The organism is Sphingomonas sp., from assembly GCF_031361285.1.
Classification (GTDB): domain Bacteria; phylum Pseudomonadota; class Alphaproteobacteria; order Sphingomonadales; family Sphingomonadaceae; genus Sphingomicrobium.
Genome location: NZ_JANMCO010000174.1, coordinates 12,546 through 28,805, shown reverse-complemented (window position 1 = coordinate 28,805; position 16,260 = coordinate 12,546). Strand labels below are relative to the sequence as shown.

Here is a 16,260-nt window from a genome sequence, read left to right as displayed (position 1 = left end):
CCGCACTTTGGCCATGTTCGGCGGCTTCACCGAAGGCCTGCAATTGTTCGCCAGCTTCGCCATGCTGATGAACTTCCCGCGCTTCAACAAGATGAAGGGCATGGGCCAGATCGTCAGCTGGTCGGTCCGCGACGAGAGCCTCCACTGCGAAGGCATCATCCGCCTGTTCCACACCTTCGCCAAGGAACGCGACTGCCTGACGCGAGCGGTCAAGGACGACATCATGGACATGTGCCAGAAGACGGTGCGGCTCGAGGATGCGTTCATCGATCTGGCGTTCGAGCAGGGGCCGGTCACCGGCATGACGCCGAAGGAGATCAAGAAGTACATCCGCTACATCGCCGACTGGCGGTTGGGGCAGCTGGGCCTCAAACCGATCTACATGGTCGACGAGCACCCGCTGCCGTGGCTTGCCCCGCTGTTGAACGGCGTCGAGCACGCCAACTTCTTCGAGACGCGGGCGACCGAATATTCCAAGGCGGCGACGCGGGGGAATTGGAACGAGGTTTGGGATTCGTTCGATCGGCGGCAGAAGGCGAAAGGCGACGCCGCGAACGATGCGCCGGCGGCGGAAAGTGAAGGCGACGACATGTTTGCTCGGGCCGGGGTTGCGGCGGAGTGATTACGCAGCGGGATCATCTGGGGGATGGCTCAGAACGGGGTCTCAAATTGCGACGGCTTCTTGACGTTTAGCAACGATTCAACAGGATACCGGCGCCGAATCAGATTCGCTCCTCATCAATGAGGGCGGAAGGAGTTTGATTGTGGATGATCCGGCACAGAATCACCCTGTTCACGCGTCTTTGGAACAGTTGGACGAGCTTTCGAAATCTTCACAACTCACCGATCTGAATGTGGAGATCGACGAGCCGCATCGGCACAGCCTAGATAGGATCTTCTACCTCGTTGGCGACGCTCGCAAACGCGTTTCAAGGTTAAAAGGGGTTCGAGCGAACCTGAGCGCTTTAACGAACATCAACAACTCGGCCCAATCCATCCGCCAGGAGCTTGAGTCTTATATCTCAAATAAAAACGTTGCTCACATCGACAGTGCACTCAGTCAAGCTGACCAGGGCCTCGCAATTTATCTAAGCCAGCTGCCGACCACTGCCCCAGCTGCGGAAGCAGAAACGGCCCTTGAAAGCTTTCGAAAATCGTCACGCTCCGCCGTTGGCGAACTGAAAGCAAACGAGAAGGTTTTAAATCAGCAAATTACCGCCCTTCAGCAAACGATTGCAGAGCAAGAGGAGCGCATTCGTCAGGCCGAAGAGCAGAACCAAGCCAGCAGGCAAGAATTGACGAATACTCTCGCGACAACGGAGACGAACTTCGCGGCCGTTAAGAGCACGATTGAAATGGAATTTGCGGGCATGCGAGAGGTCGAAAAAACGACCCTCGAGAGAAACCTAGAGTCTGCCAACAGACTCGTCGAAGCGCAGTTGAACGAGCTTGAAGAGAAGAAAAAAGAAGCGGCCGCAATTGTGCAGTCAGTGGGCGATATCCTTACGACCGGAACATACAAGGCAAGGGCCGAAACGGAGGCCACGCTGGCAAATCGCTACCGCCTTATCACCATCGGCCTTTTTAGCGTCGGTATTCTGATCGTCGTCTCGAATTTCATTATGCATTTAATCGCGGCTCTGAGGGGGCAGACGTTTGAGGAGAATCCATGGATGATTGCTTCGCGTTTCGCGACCGCGATAGCGGTCGCGCTGCCCGCGCTATATACAGCTCGAGAATCTGCTCGGCACCGAACCAACGCGGACCGGGCGCGTCAACGTGAGCTCGAGCTAACGACGCTAGGACCGTTCATTGAGCTTTTACCGAACGCCAAGAAGGCGGAGATACGGGACCGCCTGACCGACCGATATTTTGGCGGCGAGGTCGAGGCACATGAGATTCATGGGCCGGTGGACACTGAGCGGATGACGAGGCTCGTCGAAGCCATAGCAAAACTCAAGCCCTAACCCGCAAACGAAACTCCGGGATTACCGGGATTACAGTGACAGGATTACGGTGACAGTGCACTGATAAGCACCACCCGACTGTGATCGGACAAATCCCTAGGAATTTAGAAAATCAAATCCCTAGGAATTACGGTGACAATAACCGAATTACGGTAGCCCCTACTGTTTCGCCGGCAGCACCGAATCCTGTGACGCGACGACCTGCCATTTGGCATCGCGGAACATCCAGATGTCATTCCAGATGAGCTGGAGGTCGGGCTTGCCGTCGGCGCGCTTCAGCGACTCCTGGCCCTGCGCGATCACCGTGTCGCCGAAGTGCCGGTAGTGCACATATTCGAGCTTGCTCGACACGAACGTCCCGTCGGCTTCCTCACCCGCGACCTGCTTGGCCTTGTCGCGCACGTCGCCTCCCGACGACACGCCGACATAATCGTCGGCAATAATGCGCTCCATCAGCCCGGGAATCTGGCGCACGGCGAGCGCGGCCCAATCCTCCTCCGCTTTTCGCATATAAGCCTCGGACTCCCCGTCCGATGGCCGTGCCGACGTCGCCGCAGCCGCCGCTGTTTCCTTGCTCCCGCCCGGCTGCTTTGCCGCCGGCGTGCAGGCCGCGAGCGCAACCGCGGCCACTAATCCAATCCGTTTCATGTTCGCCCCCTCCCTTGATCGCAACCCGCCCATGACATTGCGAACGAAGCGCGGCAATCCAGGTGCCCCGTCGAATTAGGGTGGAATTACGAATTACAGTGGCATGATTACGGTCACAGCAATTACGGTGACAGTGCGCTAATTAGCACCACCCGCTTTTGAACCCGCCCAAATATCGCCGCGCCAATCCACTCGCCCGCATGTCGGCGGCGATCGACTGCGTGGTGCCGTCGCCGCGCCGCCGTTGCAGCACGCGCAGGTCGCGGCCGTAGCGGTCGTGCATGTCGCCGACGCGCCTTGGCAGTTCCGGAACCGCACCGGCAAGGTCGCTCCCGAGCATAAACGGCTCAATCGCTAAGGCACGATGACGCTCGATACATCTGACATTGAAAAGTCACAATTTGTGATTATGTAGTTCTCATCCAACCGATGGCGTTCGCTCCATCGGATAGGCTGCCCTCCGGGGCGGCCTTTTCTATTTAAAGCGGGCTGCTAAGCTTCCGAAATGCCCGCACGCACAATCGTCTACATCGACGGGTTCAACCTCTACCACGCGATCGACGATCTGCGGGAAGCCCTTACGCCGTTTCGAGGTCCGCTCGAAAGCAGGGCAGGTCGGCGTCGTCGTCAATGTGTGTCATGATCGCCTCCTGATGGGAATGCCGCGGTAGTTCGCAGCCGGTCGCTCTTAGCAGATATTGTCCAAAGTACCACTTTGGTCGAAAAATAACTTTCCTACACACGCCTATTTGGTTAAATAAATCGACTCGCTTCAAACCAGAAGGAGTCGCGCATGGCCTCTCGCCTCAAGATCGTCACCGAGTCTACCGAAACTCCGCCGCCGCCCCAGCTGCCCGTTTTTGCCGCTGCCCCGACCCGCAACCGCCACGCCGGCTGGACGGCCACGCGGCAACGCCGCTTTATCGAGCATCTCGCGCTGACCGGCTCGGTCGGCGAGGCTTGCGCCATCGCCGGGGTCGCGTCGAGCTCGGCCTATCGCTTGCGCAACAAGGCCGGCGCGCAAGGTTTCGCCGGCGCCTGGGATGCGGCGTTGTTGCTGGCGGTGACGCGCATGTCGGCCATCGCCTTCGACCGCGCGATCAACGGCCGCGTCGAACGCTTCTACAAGGACGGCGAGCTGGTCATGGAGCGGCGCATTCCGTCCGACCATCTGCTCACCTGGCTGCTGTCGCGGCTCGATCCCGTGCGCTTTGGCCTGCCCGCCGCCCGGGCGCAGGCGCTGGCCACCGGCGACCCGCGCGAGGCGGCGCGGGGCAGCATGCCGACGCTGCTCGACAACCTCGCCGACGTGCTGCCCGGGGACTGCGCGTGCGACGACGGCGAAAGCATCGACCATCGCCTCGGCGAAATAAGCGACGGCCGCGTCGATACGTCGGACTAATCCAATGTCCCGCGCGCGCCCGCGTATGGGACCGCTGCATTTGCTGCGTTTCGCAATTCTGCGGACCCCGCCCAGATACCGTCGCACCGGCCCGCTGGGCGGCATGTCCTCGGTGATCGGCTGGGCCGTGCCGCTGGGTCGCGGCAGGTGCATCGGCTTGACGGTCAATGCGATTCAAACAATATCCTGCGGCGCCGAATTGTATGTGGGCGCGTCCTCAGGATGCGCGATAATAGGGGGCTGCCATGTCCGTTTCGATCAAATCAAAACTGCGTATCGTCGCTGTCGGTCTAGTTCTGGCATTTCCTGGTATTGCCGCCGCCGACACAGCGAGTTGCTTGTCGGATTGCACCAAGGCCTTCGCCGAGTGCAAGAAGCATGTCGTGTCGACGGCTGACTTTGCCAACTGCGTTCAGCAGCGCAAGGAATGCATCGAAAGCTGCGGCAACTCGAGCGACTGAGCCTTGGGTTTCGGGGCTGCGCTGCAAGCTGCTTAGCCACCGGATAGTCAGATCATGAAGGGGGGCGGTTGAAATTGTCTCCCTTCAAATCCCGACCACGGTCGATTGCGGATTACCCCGCCGCCGCTCTGCTCAACACTCGCTCGCCTGCCCGTCGCAGCCGACCTGCACAATATATTGCCGCGGCGACCAGCGCGAATAGCTGCCGAACGCGACCGTGATGACGAACATCGCCAGCGCGAAAGCGAGGATGCCGACGACCACCGTCCATTGGTCGCGCTCTTCGGGGTCGACGACCACCGGCGCTTTGACCGCCGGCGGCGGTTCGCGACGGATGCGCGACTTGCCCAGCCCGGGCGACGCCAGATTGACGGATTGCTTGGTGGTCGGATGCGGAAGCGCCATAAGCGAGGGGCCTAACGCGAAGTCATTATCATCCGGTTACGGTGACGGTGCGCCCCATTTACCCCTCATCAACCCAACCCTGCCAAACTCCCGCCATGCGACCCTTTCTCATTCCTGTATCGGCGGTGCTGTTCGGGCTGGCCGGCGGCTATGTGTGGTCGGCGATGAGCGCGCCCGCCGCCCGCGTCGCCACCCGGGGCAATGGCAAGACGATCGGCGTGCCGCCCTCGCCCGAGGAGCGTCCCGCCATGCTGGACAAGGCATGGGCGTCGCGGTCCGACGACAGCGCGGTCACCGCGCCCGCGCCCGAAAGCGCGGTCCATTATGCCGGCTGCAACGAGGTTCGCGCCGCCGGCAAGGCGCCGCTCTACGCCGGTGATCCAGGCTATTCGGTAACCATGGACGGCGACGGCGACGGCATCGCCTGCGAACCCTACCGCGCCTTTTAGCCCTGCCGTCACCCCGGACTTGATCCGGGGTCCGCCTTCTGATTGCTCCGCTATTGCGCCGGTCCCGCCTCGACTGGCGCCGCGGTCGATGGGCTGGCGGTGCTGCCTTCGATCACCGCTCGGCCATGGAGTTGCTGCGCGGCCTTGGCTTTGGCGATCGCGGCGGCTTCGGCTTCCTTGGCTTCGCGGTCGCGCTTGGCTTCCTGGTACAATTGATATTCGCTCGGTGTCGGGTCGGTGATGAACAGGCTGCCGATTTCCTGGCCCTTGGACAGGCGGGCGGCGATTTCGACGGCGGTCAGCGCCGCACCGATCAAGTTGATCCCGGGGTTGGCGCCGATGCAGCCCGCCGCGCCAACCACGGCGCAGCTTCTGTCGACCATCCGGTCGGGGCGCCGGGGCCGGCCGCCGCCATGCATGGCGCGCTTCGCCGCCAGCACGTCGGGATCGATCCGAAAGCCTTCGGGCCGCTTGGCGCAAACGACGATCTCGCCCGGCTGGGCGTTGGCCGGAAGATTGGGGCACCGGTTGGCCGTCGCCGCCTTTTCGTCAGAAGCCTTGTGTTCGCTGGCCGCGGCGGGCGGGGAATCGGCGGGCGCGGCGTTGGCGGGCGCATCCCCGGCCACCGCAGCGAGTATTGCGATTGCGATCGGCACCAGCATCGCGCCGCCCTGCCCCCGGCGAGGTTGCGGCGCCATGAACGCAAGCCAGTGCGCCGGCTTTACTCGGTTCGACGTAGATTTAGGGCGCTTCGTCGAATGAGGCGAATCGAACCGCGGCGGATTTCGTTTCGGGGTCATGTCATGGAGCTCGGTCATCCGCGGTGCCTGGTACCTGCCCAAACGGCGGCAGCTCGACCTGTTGTTCACCAATGGCCGGCGCTACATTTATTCGGGCGTGCCGCTGGCGACCGCCAACGAATTTGCCCGCGCCGAATCCAAAGGCCGGTACTACAACGCCGAAATCCGCAATCGCTATCCGTGCCGGGAAGTCGGCCAGGACCAGATCGTCGAGCGCCAAGCCGCCTGAAAATCGGCCTGGCAACCCATTCTTAACCCGGTTCTGGCACATGTCGGGCATGATCCCGATGCGCACAAGCTCGATATTCAAGAGCCGCTGGATGGCCATGATTTGGGCCGCCGGCATCCTTTGGCTTGCGGTCGACGTGGCCGGACCCGACGAAAGCACCGCCAACAACGCTGCCGCCGCTCAGCCGACCGACGTCACCGGCGCCCAGATCACCGACGAGAATATGAAGCAGTTCGCCGACTTCGCGAATCGCAAGTAAATCTCAGCGGGCTTCGCCGCCCTCTTCTTCCTCGAACATCTCGACCGCGACATCGGCATTGGCCGACAGCCGCACCACATCGCCTTCGATGTCCGCGACCAGGCCGCGCGAAATATAATGATGGTGGCCTTCATGACCGCCGAAGCCGCTGTCCTGCTTAGTCAATTTGATCCGGTCGCCCTCGATATGGTCGACGGTTCCGACCGGCACGCCGTCGGCGCCGATGACCTGCATATGTTCACGAATGTCTTCAAAGCCGCTCATGTTGGTCTCCTTCTTCGCTGCAAACGCGCACAATGGCATAAGGGGTGCGTCAGCCGGCCGACGCCACTTCGATTTGCGTGATATGCCAGCGTCGCTGGGCTTCGGTCGATCCGTCGACGTCATTGACCCGCCGCAGGGTCGCGGTGCCCGATAGGCTGAACGCACCGCTCGCCATGCTGCCATAGAGCACCACCGGCACCCTCACATAGATTGATCCGGCGGCACCTTCGCTATCGCCCGGCTTGCCGACCTGGACATGGAGTTCCGACGCCGCCTTGTACGGGTCGACGAACGCGGCGGCCATGGCCGCGTCGCCCCACAGTTTCGCCGCTTCGGCAAAGCGTTTTTGTTCGATTAGCGCGCCATAGCTCTGGACGATTTGGCCAGCCGCTTCTGTACTCTTGGGGTCGATCAATCCTTGGGGTTCTTCAAGCGGCGTGCGGTCGTCGGGCAGGCCACCGGGCGTGCCGGGCGCCGGCGGGGTGAGCGGCGTGACGACGGTCTCGGCCGGGGCAGCCGTGTTGTTTGACCCATTGGTCTCGGTCGGCTTGGCGCAGGCGCTCAGGATTAGGGCGGCCAGCAGGGCGATGGGGCGTTGGCTCATGGCTCCGCCTGTAGACCGCAATCGGACAATGCGGAACTGCGGCTGCGGCAGTGCGTTCGTTTCGCCACAAGAACAGCCCAACTGGGCTCAACAGGGAGAGAGTTCATGGCCGACAACGAAGGCGGTACCGACCGCACAACGATCGTCGAGACCGGTGGCGGCGGCGGTGGCGGGGTCCTCGCCGTGGTGCTTCTGATCATCGTAGTGCTGGTGCTATTGTTCCTCTTCCGCGACCAGCTCGGTTTCGGCGGCAGCAAGACCACCATCAACGTCCCCGACAAGATCGACGTCACGGTCAACCAGAACTAGTTCGCATCGCGGCCGGGCCCGTCCGGGCTCGCCGCTTACCGCGCGGGCGCGAGTTCCCGCGCGAAAACGGGCACGGCTTCACGCAGGCCGTGCCCGTTTGAATATGTGCGGCGCAGGCTTTAACGGAAGCGGCATGACAGCCAACGCGATGCGCTACCAAACCGGCTTCGGCAGCCATTTTGAAACCGAAGCCGTAGACGGCGCGCTGCCCAGGGGGCGCAACAGCCCGCAGAAACCGGCCTTCGGCCTCTACGCCGAGCAAGTATCGGGCAGTGCGTTCACCGCCCCGCGCGCCGACAACCGCCGCAGCTGGCTTTACCGAATGCGGCCGACCGCCGATCACCGGCCGTTCGAACGGTATCGCGGCGCGCCGCTGTTCGAAGCAACGTCAAGCGACGCGCCGCTGGCGCCGAACCGCTTGCGGTGGGACCCGCCGTCCGACCTTCGCAGCGACGAGGACTTCGTCGATGGCATGGCGGCGATGCTGAGCGCACGGCGCCCCGAAGATCTCGAGGGCGTCGCGGTGCACGTTTACCGCGCAACGCGCAGCATGGACCGGCGCGTGTTCGTCAACGCCGATGGCGAGTTGCTGATCATCCCGCAGCACGGCGCCATCGAACTGCAGACCGAACTCGGCCGGGTCGCCATTGCCCCCGGATCAATCGGCCTGGTGCCGCGCGGATTGAAGTTCCGGGTCGTGCTCCTGGACGGCGAAGCCCGCGGCTATGTTGCCGAGAATTACGGCGCGCCATTCCGCCTACCCGAGCTCGGGCCAATCGGCGCCAATGGCCTCGCCGCCCCGCGCGATTTCGAAACGCCGCTCGCCTGGTTCGAGGACCGCGACGAGGAATTCGAAGTCATTCAGAAATATCTCGGCCATTTGTGGGTGACGACGCTCGACCATTCGCCGCTCGATGTCGTTGCCTGGCACGGCAATTACGCGCCCTGCCGCTACGATTTGAGCCGCTTTAACGCCATCGGCACGGTCAGTTTCGACCATCCCGATCCGTCGATCTTCACCGTCCTCACCAGCGCGAGCAATGTGCCCGGGCGCGCCAATGCCGATTTCGTCATTTTCCCGCCGCGCTGGATGGTCGCCGAAGACAGCTTCCGGCCGCCGTGGTTCCATCGCAACGTGATGAGCGAGGCGATGGGGCTGATTGCCGGCGCTTATGACGCCAAGGCCGAGGGCTTTGCGCCAGGTGGCCTGAGCCTCCACAATCTGATGAGTGGCCACGGCCCCGACCTCGACAGCTGGCGCAAGGCGACCGACGCCGAATTGAAACCGGTCAAGATCGATGGCGCGATGGCGTTCATGGTCGAAACCTGCTGGCCCTATCGCCCGACCCAGTTTGCGCTGGAACGCGCCCAGCCCGATTACGACCGCGCGTGGGCGGGATTTCCCAAAGCTAAATTGTCGTGAGTGCATTGGACGAAACCCACGATCCCGGGCGGATCAGCTGGGTGGATGGCGCGGCGCTGGGCAGCGACTTCCCGGTCCAGAACCTGCCGCTCGGCATATTCTCCGACGGCAAGGGCCAGCGCCGTCCAGGCGTCGCGATCGGCGATTTCATTCTCGACCTTGCCGCTACGGGGGATTTGCTCGACGAATCGTGGCGCAATGACTTGGCACAGCCGGTGCTCAACGCCTGGCTCGCGCGCGGCACCGACGATCACCGCGCGTTGCGCCAGCGTCTGTTCGAGATGCTCACCAACGAGCGTTATCGCGACGACCTCGAGATGAGCCTGATCGGCCAGAGCGAGGTCAGGATGCACCTGCCGTGCCTGATTGGCGACTACAGTGATTTCTACGTCGGCATCCATCACGCAACCAACGTCGGCAAGCAGTTCCGCCCCGACAATCCGCTGCTGCCCAACTATAAATATCTGCCAATCGGCTATCACGGGCGGGCAAGTTCGGTGCGGGCTTCGGGCGAGCCGGTGGTGCGGCCCAACGGCCAGCGCAAGCCGCCGGATGCCGATGCGCCCGAATACGGCCCCAGTCGCCGGCTTGATTACGAGCTTGAGCTCGGGCTGTGGATCGGCCGCGGCAATGACCTTGGCCAGCCCATTCCGATCGCCGAAGCCGACGAGCATATCGCCGGTTTTTGCCTGCTCAACGACTGGTCGGCGCGCGACCTGCAGGCGTGGGAATATCAGCCGCTCGGCCCGTTTCTCGCCAAGAATTTCCTTACTAGCGTGTCGCCGTGGGTGGTGACCGCCGAAGCCTTGGCCCCGTTCCGCAGGCCGATGCCCGCGCGGCCCGAAGGAGACCCCGAGCCCCTGCCTTACCTTGCCGGGGATGGCGGCAGCGCGGCGCTTGGCATCGAACTCGAGGTGACGCTATCGACCGAGAAGATGCGCGATGCCGGGCTGGCGCCGCACAGATTGTCGCGCGGCAGCGCGGCAGCGGCGATGTACTGGAGCGCGGCGCAAATCGTCACCCATCACGCATCGAACGGCTGTAACCTCCAGCCCGGCGATTTGATCGGCACCGGCACCTTGTCGACCGACAGCGACGACGGCCTGGGCTCATTGATCGAAATCAGCCGCGGCGGGAAACGGCCGATGGCGCTGCCGGGAGGCGAAACGCGCAGCTTCCTTGAGGACGGCGATGAAATTACGCTCAAGGCATGGTGCGAGCGCGATGGCGCGGTGCGCATCGGCTTTGGCGAATGCGTCGGTCGGGTCGTCGCCGCTTTGGGGGCCTAGAGCAGCCCGAGGTTCTCGCCCATCAGCCGCGTCGTCCCGTAAATCCGATCGAGCTGCGGGGTTGCGATGCCGAAACGCAGCGCAATTTCCCGCGGGGCGCCGAGCAGCGCTTCGAGTTCGATCGCCCGCCCAGCCTCGACATCCTGCAACATCGAGGTCTTGAATGGGCCAAGTTTAGCGGTCACCGCCAGCCGGTCTTCGCCACTTTCGACGATCGGGCAACCGACAGCGGCGCCGATCGCGGCGAGTTCAGCCATCGCTTCGAGAATCAAAGCGCGGACCGCGGGTTCGCCGAGCAACTGATCCGCGGTCGAGCGGGTCAGCGCCGACAGTGGATTGATGGTCGCATTGCCCCACAATTTGTACCAGATCGCGCGACGAACATCGCCGGTCAGGTCGGGGCGAAGACCCGCTTGGTCGAAAATGGCGAATAGCCGCGCCAGCCGGTCACTCGGCTCACCGCCCGCGGGTTCACCGATGATCAGCTTGTCGGCATGGTTGACGATAATGTGGTTGGGCGCGGCCCGGCGGGACGAGGCGTGGACGACGCAACCGATGAGTTGATCGGTCGGGAACGCCAGCGAGATGCCACCTTCGGGATCGACCGACGGCAGCGGTTCGCCCGGGACGAACCACCAGGGAACGCCGTTGAGCATCGGCACGATGAGGGTTTCTGGTCCGATCATCGGACCCAAAGCCGGTGCAAGGCCGGGCAGCGCCGGCGCCTTGACGGCGATCACCAGCACGTCCTGCGGGCCAAGCTCGGCCGGATCATCCGAGGCCCGCACTTTGGCGACGGCGGTCGACTCTTCCTGAGTCAGCCGCAGTCCGTCGGCGCGCAACGCATCCAGGGTTTCCCCCCGAGCCAACACGTTAACCGCCTGGCCGCTCAGCGCGAGCTTCGCAGCCACCCAGCCGCCAATTGCGCCAGCGCCGACGACGCCGATGCGCGGACCGTCAGTCGCGCGCATTGTCCCAGATCATGTTGACGATGCGCCAGCCAAGGTCAGGGTGCCGAAACAGCTGGATTGAATTGATCCCGCGCCGCTCGGGCTCGGCATCATCGAGCGACGCCCGCGCTTCATAGCCGCTCCAGACATGGGCAATGTTGCCGAAAACATCGATCCGGCGGCTGGTCTCAATTTCGTAGAAATCGTTGGCGGCGAAAAACGGCGTGGTGTTGCGGGCATATTCGTCGAGCGTCATGGCAATCATCGCGGACCGCCCGTGCTCATCGACGGAAGTGCGGACCTGGCGCGCTTCGGGTAGGAAACACTTGGCCTGGCGCGACCAGTCCCGCGGCCCTTTCGGACCCGAAATCATCGCATACATTTCGTCGAGGACAGCGCCGATCGCTTGTTCTTCGGTCATTTATTACCCTGTTCGAAATGGTGGCTGGTGGGGGGTGGTTCTGTGCGCTTCCACCAAGAACCAGTCACCGCGGTTATTTTCGCGTTACGCATGAATGGATGCGCTCCACGCCACGCTTCTTCTTAGGAGTTAAACAGTCTTCTGCAAATCCGGAGGGCCGGGGCAATCGCCGATCGTCCGGGTCAAGCGCCGCACTGGCACTTCGCTTTTTGCCCCAAATCGAATTTGGTCTGGCCCTGATTGGGTCGACCTTGCACCCCCAACCATGTCTGCTGTAGCGCGGACCCAGGGTTCGCGCCGCCTGGCGCTTCGTGTAAGCGTCCCATCTCCGGTACCTGAGTCCACTCGGGATTGATGAGAGTAAGCGATGGCCAACGGTCGATACCGTGCAAGCGTCAGCGGGGCAGCCGCCGTACTCGTCGCCGGATGCAACCGGGGGATCATGGATCCGGTCGGGCCGGTTGGCGCGGCCGAAAAACAAATTCTCATCAATTCGACCGCGATCATGCTCGCGATCATCCTTCCGACGATAGTCGCGACAATCGCCTTCGCCTGGTGGTTCCGCCGCGGAAACACCAAAGCCATCTATCGGCCCGACTGGGAATATTCCGGCGCGATCGAATTGGTCGTGTGGTCGATCCCCGCGCTGACCATCATTCTGCTTGGCGGCATTGCGTGGATCAGCAGCCATGATCTGGAGCCGAGCAAGCCGCTTCCGTCCACGTCGCCGCCGCTCAATGTCGAAGTCGTCTCGCTCGATTGGAAATGGCTGTTCATTTACCCCGACCAGGGTATCGCGACGGTCAATCAGCTGGTCGTTCCGGTCGGTACGCCGGTGAGCTTTCGGCTCACCTCCGCGACCGTCTGGAACAGCTTCTTCATCCCGCAGATGGGCACGATGATCTACACCATGCCGGGCATGACGACCCGCCTGAACCTGCAGGCGGACCGGCAGGGCGTTTATGACGGACTGTCGAGCCATTTTAGCGGCGACGGCTTCCCCGGCATGACCTTCAAGGTCCACGCGGTTCCGCCCGAGCAATTCGCGGCGTGGGCGCAAGGCGCTCACGGCCAGGGACAGGCACTCGATGGCGAGAGCTACGCCGTGCTCGCGAAGCCGAGCAGCTACGTGAAGCCGGCCACTTATGGCGCGGTGGCGCCCGGGCTGTTCGAAGCCATTGCAATGAACCGACCGCCGCAAGAGGCGGCGCCGGCCCATCAGCCATCGCAGAATCCGGGGACCTGAGCATGTTCGGCAAGCTGACCTGGTCCGCGATACCTTTCGATCAGCCGATCCCGCTGATCACTTCGCTGGTCGTGGTCCTAACGGTGCTGGGCGTCTTAGCTTGGGTCTATTGGAAGGGGCATCTGCCTTATCTTTGGAACGAGTGGATCACGTCGACCGACCACAAGCGCATCGGCGTCATGTACATCGTGCTCGCATTGCTGATGCTCGTGCGCGGTTTCGCCGATGCGATCATGATGCGCGCGCAGCAGGCGCTCGCGGTCGGCGCCGCGCAAGGCTATCTGCCGCCCGAACATTATAACCAGCTGTTCTCCGCCCACGGCACGATCATGATCTTCTTCATGGCGATGCCGATGGTGATCGGCATGATGAACTTTGTCGTGCCGCTGCAGCTGGGGGTGCGCGACGTCGCCTTTCCGACGATGAACAATGTCAGCTTCTGGCTGACCGCTTCGGGCGCGCTCCTGATCAACATCAGCCTGTTCGTCGGCGAGTTCGCGCGCACCGGCTGGCTCGCTTTTCCGCCGCTCAGCGAGAAGGCATTTTCGCCCGGGGTCGGGGTCGATTATTATCTCGTGGCGCTGCAGATATCGGGCGTCGGGACGGTCCTCACCGCGGTCAATTTCGTGACCACTATCCTCAAGATCCGCGCGCCCGGGATGAGCTATTTGCGGATGCCCGTGTTCTGCTGGACGGCGCTTGCGTCCAACCTCTTGATCCTTGCGGCATTCCCGGTGCTGACCGCGACTTTGGCGCTGCTGATGCTCGACCGTTACCTCGGCTTCCACTTCTTCACCAATGACGGCGGCGGCAACTCGATGCTCTACATGAACCTGATTTGGGTCTGGGGGCATCCGGAGGTCTACATTCTGGTCCTTCCGGCGTTCGGTATTTACTCGGAGGTTGTCTCGACCTTCTCGGGCAAGCCGTTGTTCGGCTATCGCTCGATGGTCTTCGCAACACTCGCGATCTGCATCCTGTCATTCATGGTCTGGCTCCATCACTTCTTCACGATGGGCGCCGGAGCGGACGTCAACGCCGTGTTCGGGATCGCCAGCATGATCATCGGCATCCCGACGGGCGTGAAGATCTTCAACTGGTTGTTCACCATGTACGGCGGCCGGGTCCGCTTTACCGTGCCGATGCACTATGCGCTGGGCTTCATGCTCACCTTCGTGATGGGTGGCCTGACCGGCGTTCTGCTGGCTATCCCGCCGGTCGATTTTGTCGTGCACAACAGCCTGTTCCTGGTCGCTCACTTTCACCACGTGATCATCGGCGGCGTCGTGTTCGCGGTGATGGCCGGCTACACTTACTGGTTCCCAAAAGCGTTCGGGTTCACGCTTGACGAGCGCATCGGCAAAGCGATCTTCTGGTGCTGGTTCATCGGCTTCCATCTCGCGTTCATGCCGCTCTACGTGCTTGGCCTATGGGGCGGGACCCGACGGATGCAGCATATCAACGATCCCAGCTGGCAACCGTGGCTGAATGTCGCGCTGGTCGGCGCAGCGATCATCGGTGTGGGCATCGTGCTGACCGTCGTCCAGCTGCTATATTCGTTCAAAACTCGCGACCGGCGCATGGATGTGACCGGCGACCCATGGGACGGCCGGACCCTCGAGTGGCTGACCCTGTCGCCGCCGCCGCACTACAATTTTGCCGTGCTTCCCGACGTTCACGGCGAGGAGGCCTATTGGACGCGCAAGCAGGCTGCAATCCGCGACGACGAGCTGATCGACGAGCCCGACTACCAGCCGATCGAAATGCCGCTCAACACCCCGACCGGCGTGATCGTCGCCTTCTTCGCCTCGGTCTGCGGTTTCGCGGTCATCTGGTACATCTGGTGGCTGGCGGTCCTCGGCCTGATCGGCGCTTTCGCCATTTTCGTGTGGTACGCGTGGCGTGACGAGCACGAGCATGTGATCCCCGTCAAAGACGTTGCCCGAGACGACCGGGAGCGAAGGCGGATCCGGAAGGAAAACCTCCAGCGCCTGAGCCAATCGACATGACGACGAGCGAAGCCCCGACTATCGGCCTAACCCACGGCGGATCGCAGGACACCGGTCTTGGTCACCGCGGCCCGGAATCCAAGAGCATTGTCGTTCCCTACGGCTTCTGGCTGTTCGTGCTGTCCGACATCATCCTGTTTTCGGCGCTGTTTGCGACCTACGCCTCACTGGTCCACGCGACCGATGGCGGGCCGGTCACCAACCAGCTGTTCGACCGCAACCTCGTGGCAGTCGAAACGATCGCGCTGTTGCTTTCTAGCTTTGTCTGCGGCCTGGCGATGATCGCCGCCAAGCGCGCCAACATGCTGTGGACTCAGATCTGGCTGGTTCTCACCGGCCTGCTCGGCCTCGTGTTCCTCGTCATCGAGCTGCGTGAATTTGCGGGTATGATCAGCATTGGCGCGGGTCCGCAGCGAAGCGCCTTCCTGTCTTCCTTCTTCACTCTGGTCGGCTGTCACGGCGCCCACATCACGGCCGGGCTGTTGTGGATCGGGACGATGATGGCCCAGATCTGGGCCAAGGGTTTCCGCGAGGACATCGTGCGGCGACTGCTATGCCTGAGCATATTCTGGCACGCCCTCGACATCGTCTGGATCGCCATCTTCACCATCGTCTATTTGATCGGGACGCTGCCATGACCGAACATGAACGCAATGCGCTCAACGTCGCGCCGGGGGCGCCCCACGACAACCTCCTGAGCGAGACGCTCAGCTATGTGATCGGGCTCGGCCTCGCGCTGCTGTTGACCGGCATATCGTTCTGGGTCGCATCAACCGCGTTATTGTGGGGGCCGGGGATCGCGGTCGGGTTGGTCGTTCTGGCAATTGCCCAGATGGGCATCCACCTGGTCTTCTTCCTCCACATCACCAGCGGTCCCGACAATAGTAACAACGTCCTCGCTCTGGCGTTCGGAGTGCTGATCGTCCTTCTGGTGATGATCGGCACCATCTGGATCATGGCCCATATGGCGGCCAACATGGGACCCCCGCCGGCGCTCACCAATCTTCAGATGCAGCGCTGATCCGAAGCGGGCGTCCAGGAAATCCAGCCCAATTCGGCTCATGGGCGCGCCCAAATCCGAGCTCTGCCGCATGCTACGGATTCAATTGAAAGGCTGGTGCCGCT

General features: G+C 62.5%; 22 protein-coding genes. 14 read left to right on the top strand and 8 right to left on the bottom strand.

Annotated features, from left to right (window positions below; translation table 11 throughout):
* Both RMO25_RS13715 and RMO25_RS13710 read left to right on the top strand, forming a co-directional pair.
* On the top strand, window positions 1-622 hold a 622-nt coding region (locus tag RMO25_RS13715; RefSeq protein ID WP_309663163.1), incomplete at its 5' end, for a ribonucleotide-diphosphate reductase subunit beta.
* 142 nt (window positions 623-764) lie between these two features.
* Window positions 765-1,967: a hypothetical protein gene (locus RMO25_RS13710; protein ID WP_309663162.1), complete on the top strand. Its 1,203-nt coding sequence runs from the start codon at window positions 765-767 to the stop codon at window positions 1,965-1,967.
* Between the two features lie 159 nt (window positions 1,968-2,126).
* On the opposite strand, the gene RMO25_RS13705 is transcribed toward RMO25_RS13710, so the two are convergent.
* Complete coding sequence (locus tag RMO25_RS13705; RefSeq protein ID WP_309663161.1) at window positions 2,127-2,615, bottom strand: nuclear transport factor 2 family protein; 489 nt, start codon at window positions 2,613-2,615, stop codon at window positions 2,127-2,129.
* 142 nt (window positions 2,616-2,757) lie between these two features.
* Window positions 2,758-2,955: a hypothetical protein gene (locus RMO25_RS13700; RefSeq protein ID WP_309663160.1), complete on the bottom strand. Its 198-nt coding sequence runs from the start codon at window positions 2,953-2,955 to the stop codon at window positions 2,758-2,760.
* 453 nt (window positions 2,956-3,408) lie between these two features.
* On the opposite strand from RMO25_RS13700, the gene RMO25_RS13695 reads away from it, so the two are divergent.
* Window positions 3,409-4,017, top strand: a complete 609-nt coding sequence (locus RMO25_RS13695) for a hypothetical protein (protein WP_309663159.1) — start codon at window positions 3,409-3,411, stop codon at window positions 4,015-4,017.
* A 245-nt stretch (window positions 4,018-4,262) separates the two neighbouring features.
* Entirely contained in the window at window positions 4,263-4,478 is a 216-nt protein-coding gene (locus RMO25_RS13690) for a hypothetical protein (protein ID WP_309663158.1), read from the top strand.
* 132 nt (window positions 4,479-4,610) lie between these two features.
* On the opposite strand, the gene RMO25_RS13685 is transcribed toward RMO25_RS13690, so the two are convergent.
* Window positions 4,611-4,883, bottom strand: a complete 273-nt coding sequence (locus RMO25_RS13685) for a hypothetical protein (protein ID WP_309663157.1) — start codon at window positions 4,881-4,883, stop codon at window positions 4,611-4,613.
* A 95-nt stretch (window positions 4,884-4,978) separates the two neighbouring features.
* Between RMO25_RS13685 and RMO25_RS13680 the strand changes: the two genes are divergently transcribed.
* A complete protein-coding gene (locus RMO25_RS13680; RefSeq protein ID WP_309663156.1) occupies window positions 4,979-5,332 on the top strand; it encodes an excalibur calcium-binding domain-containing protein in 354 nt (117 codons plus the stop codon).
* Window positions 5,333-5,382: 50 nt separating this feature from the next.
* Here the strand turns inward: RMO25_RS13680 and RMO25_RS13675 are convergent, their stop codons facing one another.
* A complete protein-coding gene (locus RMO25_RS13675) occupies window positions 5,383-6,030 on the bottom strand; it encodes a hypothetical protein (protein WP_309663155.1) in 648 nt (215 codons plus the stop codon).
* 100 nt (window positions 6,031-6,130) lie between these two features.
* Between RMO25_RS13675 and RMO25_RS13670 the strand changes: the two genes are divergently transcribed.
* Both RMO25_RS13670 and RMO25_RS13665 read left to right on the top strand, forming a co-directional pair.
* Window positions 6,131-6,361 (top strand): KTSC domain-containing protein, encoded by a 231-nt coding sequence (locus RMO25_RS13670; RefSeq protein ID WP_309663154.1) that lies wholly within the window; start codon window positions 6,131-6,133, stop codon window positions 6,359-6,361.
* 40 nt (window positions 6,362-6,401) lie between these two features.
* Window positions 6,402-6,620 carry a hypothetical protein gene (locus RMO25_RS13665; protein WP_309663153.1) on the top strand — a complete coding sequence of 73 codons (219 nt, stop codon included), beginning with the start codon at window positions 6,402-6,404 and terminating at the stop codon, window positions 6,618-6,620.
* Between the two features lie 3 nt (window positions 6,621-6,623).
* On the opposite strand, the gene RMO25_RS13660 is transcribed toward RMO25_RS13665, so the two are convergent.
* Window positions 6,624-6,884: a DUF2171 domain-containing protein gene (locus RMO25_RS13660; protein ID WP_309663152.1), complete on the bottom strand. Its 261-nt coding sequence runs from the start codon at window positions 6,882-6,884 to the stop codon at window positions 6,624-6,626.
* A gap of 49 nt (window positions 6,885-6,933) precedes the next feature.
* Window positions 6,934-7,488 carry a hypothetical protein gene (locus RMO25_RS13655; protein ID WP_309663151.1) on the bottom strand — a complete coding sequence of 185 codons (555 nt, stop codon included), beginning with the start codon at window positions 7,486-7,488 and terminating at the stop codon, window positions 6,934-6,936.
* Window positions 7,489-7,593: 105 nt separating this feature from the next.
* On the opposite strand from RMO25_RS13655, the gene RMO25_RS13650 reads away from it, so the two are divergent.
* The 3 genes from RMO25_RS13650 (at window position 7,594) to fahA (ending at window position 10,509) form a co-directional block, all read left to right on the top strand.
* Window positions 7,594-7,797: a hypothetical protein gene (locus RMO25_RS13650; RefSeq protein ID WP_309663150.1), complete on the top strand. Its 204-nt coding sequence runs from the start codon at window positions 7,594-7,596 to the stop codon at window positions 7,795-7,797.
* Between the two features lie 133 nt (window positions 7,798-7,930).
* Window positions 7,931-9,220: a homogentisate 1,2-dioxygenase gene (gene hmgA / locus RMO25_RS13645; RefSeq protein ID WP_309663149.1), complete on the top strand. Its 1,290-nt coding sequence runs from the start codon at window positions 7,931-7,933 to the stop codon at window positions 9,218-9,220.
* The gene (fahA, locus tag RMO25_RS13640; protein ID WP_309663148.1) at window positions 9,217-10,509 is read left to right on the top strand and encodes a fumarylacetoacetase; all 1,293 of its coding nucleotides are present in this window, start codon (window positions 9,217-9,219) and stop codon (window positions 10,507-10,509) included. Before hmgA ends, fahA begins: the two co-directional genes overlap by 4 nt.
* Here fahA and RMO25_RS13635 read toward each other — a convergent pair.
* Window positions 10,506-11,480, bottom strand: a complete 975-nt coding sequence (locus RMO25_RS13635; RefSeq protein WP_309663147.1) for a 2-dehydropantoate 2-reductase — start codon at window positions 11,478-11,480, stop codon at window positions 10,506-10,508. The genes fahA and RMO25_RS13635 overlap by 4 nt on opposite strands.
* Window positions 11,467-11,880 carry a hypothetical protein gene (locus RMO25_RS13630; RefSeq protein WP_309663146.1) on the bottom strand — a complete coding sequence of 138 codons (414 nt, stop codon included), beginning with the start codon at window positions 11,878-11,880 and terminating at the stop codon, window positions 11,467-11,469. The genes RMO25_RS13635 and RMO25_RS13630 overlap by 14 nt, the downstream gene beginning before the upstream one ends.
* A 367-nt stretch (window positions 11,881-12,247) precedes the next feature.
* Here RMO25_RS13630 and cyoA point away from each other — a divergent pair, with 367 nt between their 5' ends.
* From cyoA to cyoD, 4 genes are read left to right on the top strand one after another with little or no spacing between them, the layout of a single operon-like run.
* The gene (cyoA, locus tag RMO25_RS13625; protein WP_309663145.1) at window positions 12,248-13,126 is read left to right on the top strand and encodes a ubiquinol oxidase subunit II; all 879 of its coding nucleotides are present in this window, start codon (window positions 12,248-12,250) and stop codon (window positions 13,124-13,126) included.
* Between the two features lie 2 nt (window positions 13,127-13,128).
* Window positions 13,129-15,135 (top strand): cytochrome o ubiquinol oxidase subunit I, encoded by a 2,007-nt coding sequence (cyoB, locus tag RMO25_RS13620; protein WP_309663144.1) that lies wholly within the window; start codon window positions 13,129-13,131, stop codon window positions 15,133-15,135.
* Window positions 15,132-15,773 (top strand): cytochrome (ubi)quinol oxidase subunit III, encoded by a 642-nt coding sequence (locus RMO25_RS13615; protein ID WP_309663143.1) that lies wholly within the window; start codon window positions 15,132-15,134, stop codon window positions 15,771-15,773. Before cyoB ends, RMO25_RS13615 begins: the two co-directional genes overlap by 4 nt.
* On the top strand, window positions 15,770-16,156 hold the full coding sequence (cyoD, locus tag RMO25_RS13610) for a cytochrome o ubiquinol oxidase subunit IV (RefSeq protein WP_309663142.1): 387 nt from the start codon (window positions 15,770-15,772) through the stop codon (window positions 16,154-16,156). Before RMO25_RS13615 ends, cyoD begins: the two co-directional genes overlap by 4 nt.
* The last annotated feature ends 104 nt before the right edge of the window (window positions 16,157-16,260 follow it).

What these genes read in the sequence shown, in the direction of transcription:
- cyoB (WP_309663144.1), top strand. Translation starts at nt 13,129, where the DNA reads ATGTTCGGCAAGCTGACCTGGTCCGCGATACCTTTCGATCAGCCGATC.
- cyoA (WP_309663145.1), top strand. Translation starts at nt 12,248, where the DNA reads ATGGCCAACGGTCGATACCGTGCAAGCGTCAGCGGGGCAGCCGCCGTA.
- RMO25_RS13675 (WP_309663155.1), bottom strand. Translation starts at nt 6,030, where the DNA reads ATGGCGCCGCAACCTCGCCGGGGGCAGGGCGGCGCGATGCTGGTGCCG.
- RMO25_RS13670 (WP_309663154.1), top strand. Translation starts at nt 6,131, where the DNA reads ATGTCATGGAGCTCGGTCATCCGCGGTGCCTGGTACCTGCCCAAACGG.
- RMO25_RS13665 (WP_309663153.1), top strand. Translation starts at nt 6,402, where the DNA reads ATGTCGGGCATGATCCCGATGCGCACAAGCTCGATATTCAAGAGCCGC.
- RMO25_RS13695 (WP_309663159.1), top strand. Translation starts at nt 3,409, where the DNA reads ATGGCCTCTCGCCTCAAGATCGTCACCGAGTCTACCGAAACTCCGCCG.
- RMO25_RS13630 (WP_309663146.1), bottom strand. Translation starts at nt 11,880, where the DNA reads ATGACCGAAGAACAAGCGATCGGCGCTGTCCTCGACGAAATGTATGCG.
- RMO25_RS13685 (WP_309663157.1), bottom strand. Translation starts at nt 4,883, where the DNA reads ATGGCGCTTCCGCATCCGACCACCAAGCAATCCGTCAATCTGGCGTCG.
- cyoD (WP_309663142.1), top strand. Translation starts at nt 15,770, where the DNA reads ATGACCGAACATGAACGCAATGCGCTCAACGTCGCGCCGGGGGCGCCC.
- RMO25_RS13660 (WP_309663152.1), bottom strand. Translation starts at nt 6,884, where the DNA reads ATGAGCGGCTTTGAAGACATTCGTGAACATATGCAGGTCATCGGCGCC.
- hmgA (WP_309663149.1), top strand. Translation starts at nt 7,931, where the DNA reads ATGACAGCCAACGCGATGCGCTACCAAACCGGCTTCGGCAGCCATTTT.
- RMO25_RS13700 (WP_309663160.1), bottom strand. Translation starts at nt 2,955, where the DNA reads ATGCTCGGGAGCGACCTTGCCGGTGCGGTTCCGGAACTGCCAAGGCGC.
- RMO25_RS13680 (WP_309663156.1), top strand. Translation starts at nt 4,979, where the DNA reads ATGCGACCCTTTCTCATTCCTGTATCGGCGGTGCTGTTCGGGCTGGCC.
- RMO25_RS13635 (WP_309663147.1), bottom strand. Translation starts at nt 11,480, where the DNA reads ATGCGCGCGACTGACGGTCCGCGCATCGGCGTCGTCGGCGCTGGCGCA.
- RMO25_RS13655 (WP_309663151.1), bottom strand. Translation starts at nt 7,488, where the DNA reads ATGAGCCAACGCCCCATCGCCCTGCTGGCCGCCCTAATCCTGAGCGCC.
- RMO25_RS13615 (WP_309663143.1), top strand. Translation starts at nt 15,132, where the DNA reads ATGACGACGAGCGAAGCCCCGACTATCGGCCTAACCCACGGCGGATCG.
- RMO25_RS13690 (WP_309663158.1), top strand. Translation starts at nt 4,263, where the DNA reads ATGTCCGTTTCGATCAAATCAAAACTGCGTATCGTCGCTGTCGGTCTA.
- RMO25_RS13650 (WP_309663150.1), top strand. Translation starts at nt 7,594, where the DNA reads ATGGCCGACAACGAAGGCGGTACCGACCGCACAACGATCGTCGAGACC.
- RMO25_RS13705 (WP_309663161.1), bottom strand. Translation starts at nt 2,615, where the DNA reads ATGAAACGGATTGGATTAGTGGCCGCGGTTGCGCTCGCGGCCTGCACG.